This is a genomic window from Streptomyces sp. HSW2009 (assembly GCF_040240285.1).
Lineage (GTDB): Bacteria > Actinomycetota > Actinomycetes > Streptomycetales > Streptomycetaceae > Streptomyces.
In genome coordinates this window covers 1-4,512 of record NZ_JBEHZD010000588.1, presented here as the reverse complement: position 1 = coordinate 4,512, position 4,512 = coordinate 1, and the positions used below count along the sequence as shown (strand labels likewise).

3 protein-coding genes are annotated in these 4,512 nt (G+C 76.0%); all 3 read left to right on the top strand.

Annotation, left to right across the window (positions count from 1 at the left end; all coding sequences use genetic code 11):
• Positions 1–186: hypothetical protein (locus tag AAHZ94_RS29050; protein WP_349996609.1), on the top strand; the 186-nt coding region annotated here is incomplete at its 5' end.
• Between the two features lie 240 nt (positions 187–426).
• Positions 427–1,026 carry a CGNR zinc finger domain-containing protein gene (locus AAHZ94_RS29045; protein ID WP_349996608.1) on the top strand — a complete coding sequence of 200 codons (600 nt, stop codon included), beginning with the start codon at positions 427–429 and terminating at the stop codon, positions 1,024–1,026.
• Positions 1,027–1,697: 671 nt separating this feature from the next.
• Positions 1,698–4,364, top strand: coding sequence for a HelD family protein (locus AAHZ94_RS29040; RefSeq protein WP_502964815.1), 2,667 nt, complete (start codon positions 1,698–1,700; stop codon positions 4,362–4,364).
• Positions 4,365–4,512 lie beyond the last annotated feature (148 nt).

Genomic DNA, 4,512 nt, shown 5'->3' with positions numbered 1-4,512 from the left:
GGGGGGGCCCCGGGCGGGGGGGGGGGGGGGGGGGCGGGCCCCGGGGCCGGTCCCGCCGAGGTGGCCGAGGACGTCGGTGCGGTCGCCGCGGCCGTGGCCGACGTGGGTGCTGCGCTGGCGGTGCCCGGGCTGGTGGAGGAGGCCGCGGGGCGCGGCTACCGGTTGGCGGCCCGGCCGCGGCCCTAGCGGTCACCGGGCCGTGCGCTGTTGGCCCGTACCGGTCGTGACTTTTCGCCCGTGGCCCGGGGCCCGGGTCGTGGGCGTGGTCGTTTCGCGGGGCGGGGCTGTCCGTGCGTTCGGGTCCGTCTTCGCCCGGGTGTGTCAGGAGGGTTACGGGGAAGGCCCCGGGCGGGCACTCTGGAAGCGGAGGTTCCTCGCGGGCGTTTGGGCGTTCGGCGCCCCGCGCACTCAGGGAGTGATGGGCGGATGGCGGCGGTCTCGGCTTCGTACGAGCTGCGTTTCGACGCCGGTCGGGTCTGCCTCGACCTGGTGGCCACCGTGAACGGCAGATTCGGCGACGAGCCCGTCGAACGGCTCGACACCCCGCACCGGCTCGGCCAGTGGCTCGTCGGCGCCCGGCTGTTGCTGCCCGAGGTGCCGCCCGACGTGGTGGACGCCCAGTGGCTCGACCGCTTCCGTACCCTGCGGGACCTGCTGTTCCGTGTGGTGTACGGGGAGTTCGACGGGCGGGCGGCCGACACCGACGTGGAGCGGATCAACGCGCTGGCCGCCGCCGCGCCGCCGGCGCTGCGCGCGGTGCGGGCCGCGGACGGTTCGCTGGTCCGTGCGCACGCCGTGACTCCTCCCTGCGAAGCGCTGCTGGCGCAGGTCGCCAGGGACGCCGTCGACCTGCTCACGGACGCGACCGCGCGGGACCAACTGCGGCGCTGCGAGGGCGAGTCGTGCGCGCTGATCTATCTGGACACCTCGCGCGGCCGGCGCCGCCGCTGGTGCTCAAGCGAGGTGTGCGGCAACCGGGAACGGGTGGCGCGGCACCGCCGGCGCGCCGTCGCTGCGCGGGCCTGAGCCGTGTGGCGCGGTCCAGCTCGCGCGGTCGTCGTGAGCGTGGGTGGACGGTGCGAGAGGGGCCGTGTTCGCTCAGCGGGTCGGAATATTTCATTCCTGATATGGCGTCAATTAATGGACGCAGAAGCGTAGTTGGTGTGAGAACGTGGACAGGGCACAGGCCCCGGTCGGGGGTCCGGGGCCTGTGCTCACGGGGCTGCACCGCGTTCGGTTCCTGGCTGGTACGGGCGGTGTTTTGGCCGCGACGCCTCGGAAGGTGAACGGGGGCGGGCGCGGCCCGCCCGTCTCGGGCCCGGCCCGTCACCGGCCCGGCCCGCGCCCGCACCGCCCCGGCCGCTCATGCGGCAGCGGCTTCCTCCCGCACGAAAGCGCTCTCCCCGCAGGTCGCCGGCGGCTCCTCGAACGGCAGCGGCCTCCCTTCGTACGAAAGCACTCTCCCGTCGACCGCCGCCCGGCCGGTCCTCGTACGGCGCCGTCCTCCGCTCGTAGGAAAGCATCCTCCCCGCCGGCCACCGGCCCCCGCCGCAGCGCGCCCCCCAGCCCAGGCGGCAGCCCCTGCCGCCAGGGCGTCCCCGACCGCTGGATGGACTGAGTGGTGTCGCACACGTGCGCAGCATGCCCCGGTTCGCGTACGGTTGACGGCTGCCCTACGCACACAGAAGGGGGCCTGGGTGGCCGCGCACAACGCCACGCACAATGCCACGAACGCGGCATCCGCACCGTCCCACGACGCCGGGACCGGTGCCGAGGGTGCCCGCGAGCGGGAGATCCGGATCGAGCAGCGACATCTCAGCCGGGTCTACCGCAGGCTTGAGGAGAAGATCCACGAGGCCGAGTACCTGATGGACGACGCGGTCAAGGGGGGCCAGGTCGGCACGCCCGGCGCGCTCGCCGAACGCGACGCGCAGGTGTTCCGGGCCGGGGTCCATCTGAACCGGTTGAACAACGAGTTCGAGGACTTCCTCTTCGGCCGCATCGACCTGCTGCTCGGCAAGGACGGCAAGCGTGGCCCGGACGGGGCGTACACCTCCGTCGACCCCGCCGACGACGCGGTGCACACCGACCCGGCCGGGCAGCCGCGGGCGGACATCGCCGAGACGCTGCACATCGGGCGGCTCGGGGTCCTCGACGCGGAGTACTCGCCGCTGGTCATCGACTGGCGGGCGCCGGCCGCGGCCCCCTTCTACCGGGCCCCGCCGGTCGCCCCGGGCCGGGTGGTGCGCCGCCGCGTCATCCGCAGCAAGGGGCGTCGGGTGCTCGGCGTGGAGGACGACCTGCTCCGCCCCGAGCTGACGGCGACGCTGGACGGCGAGCCGCTGTCGGTCATCGGCGACGGCGCCCTGATGGCCGCGCTGGGCCGGGCCCGCGGGCACACCATGCGCGACATCGTCTCCTCCATCCAGGCCGAACAGGACCTGGTGATCCGCGCCCCCGCGAACTCCGTCACCGAGGTGGAGGGCGGCCCGGGCACCGGCAAGACGGCCGTCGCCCTGCACCGCGCGGCCTACCTCCTCTACCAGGACCGGCGGCGGTACGCGGGCGGCATCCTGATCGTCAGCCCCACGCCACTGCTCGTCGCCTACACCGAGGGCGTGCTGCCCTCGCTCGGCGAGGAGGGGCAGGTCGCCATCCGGGCGCTCGGCTCGTTGGCCGAGGGCGCCGAGTCGACCGCGCGCGGTGGTGCCACCGGCGTCGGCACGGCGTACGACGAGCCGGCCGTGGCCCGGGTCAAGGGCTCGCTGCGGATGGCGAAGGTGCTGCGCAAGGCGGTCAGGGGCGCCCTGACGCTGCCCGGGCCCGCGCCCGTGACCAGCGAGGAGACGGAAGCGGAGGAGGACGGTCAGCTCTCGTTCGGGGGCCTGGGGGACCTCGGCGGTGACGCGGGCGGCGGCGCCCCGGGCGGTGCGCGCCGCTCCGCCTCGGTGCCGGAGCGGCTGCGGGTGGTGGCCTTCGGCGCCCGGGTCGAGCTGGACGCGCAGCGGCTGCGGCAGATCAGACAGACGGTGCTGAGCGGCACCGCGCCGATCAACCTGATGCGCCCACGGGCCCGCCGGCTGCTGCTCGACGCGCTGTGGTCGGCCGCCGGCGGGCCGCGCCGCTACCCCGACCCGGAGTTCGCGGCCGACGCGCGCGAGGCGTTCGACGAGGACGTGTCGACCGAGTCGGACTTCCTGGACTTCCTCACCGCCTGGTGGCCCGAGCTGACGCCGCGCCGGGTGCTGGCCGCGATGGCCGACGAGCGGCGGCTCGCCCGCTGGGCCGGTGCCGGCGGGCGCGGGCGGGTGCTCAACCAGCGCGAGGTGCGGCTGGTGGCCCGCTCGCTGCGGCGCCTGGACGAACGGGGCAACGGCCCGCTGTCCGTGCACGACGTGGCCCTCATCGACGAGCTGCACACCCTGCTCGGCACCCCGGCCAGGCCCCGCAAGCGCGCGGCCGACCCGCTCGACCAGCTCACCGGCCTCGACGAGCTCACCACGTACGCCGACCGGTTCGGCGGCCGGCCCAGCAAGGCCGAGCGGCTGGAGCGGCTGCGGGACGAGTCGCGCACGGACTACGCGCACGTCATCGTGGACGAGGCGCAGGACCTGACGCCCATGCAGTGGCGGATGGTGGGCCGGCGGGGCCGCCAGGCGACGTGGACGGTGGTCGGCGATCCGGCGCAGAGTTCCTGGTCGGACCCGGACGAGGCGGCGCTCGCGCGGGACGAGGCGCTGGGCACCCGGCCGCGCCGCCGCTTCCAGCTCACCGTCAACTACCGCAACCCGGCCGAGGTCGCCGAACTGGCCGCCAAGGTGCTCGCGCTGGCCATGCCCGGCACCGAGCCACCGACCGCCGTCCGCTCCACCGGCCTGAAGCCGCGCTTCGTGGCGCTCGGCACCGACCCGCGTACGGTGCTCCGCGCTGAGGTGCGGCGGCTGTTGGCCGAGGTGGACGGCACGGTGGGCGTGGTGGTCGCGATGGGCCAGCGGGAGCGGGCCCGGGCCTGGCTGGCGGAGTTGGAAGCGCCCGCGGGGGCGGCCGGCCCGGCCGGCCCGGACGGCCCTGCCGGCCCTGATGCGCCGGCCGACGCCGCGCTCACACCGCCGGCCGACGCCACGCCCGCCACCGGGCAGGCCGAACCCCGCGGCCGGGTCGTGGTGCTCGGCAGCCTGGAGGCCAAGGGGTTGGAGTACGACGCCACGGTGGTGGTCTCGCCCGCGGAGATCGCCGACGAGTCGCCGGCCGGGTTGCGGGTGCTGTACGTGGCGCTGACCCGGGCCACCCAGCGGCTGACCGTGCTCTCCGGCACCGGCGACGAGCCCGACGCCGCGGGCGTGCCCGACCTGTTGCGGGACTAGCGGGACTAGCGGGACTAGCGGGGCTCGGCGGAGCCGGCGCGGCCACGGATGCGGCGAGCGCGCGAACCGGGGCCGCCGCAGCTCCGGCGGGCGCGCGAACCGGGGCGGCGCCGGGTGGGCCCCCCGCGGGGGCGCGCGGCGGGCGGGC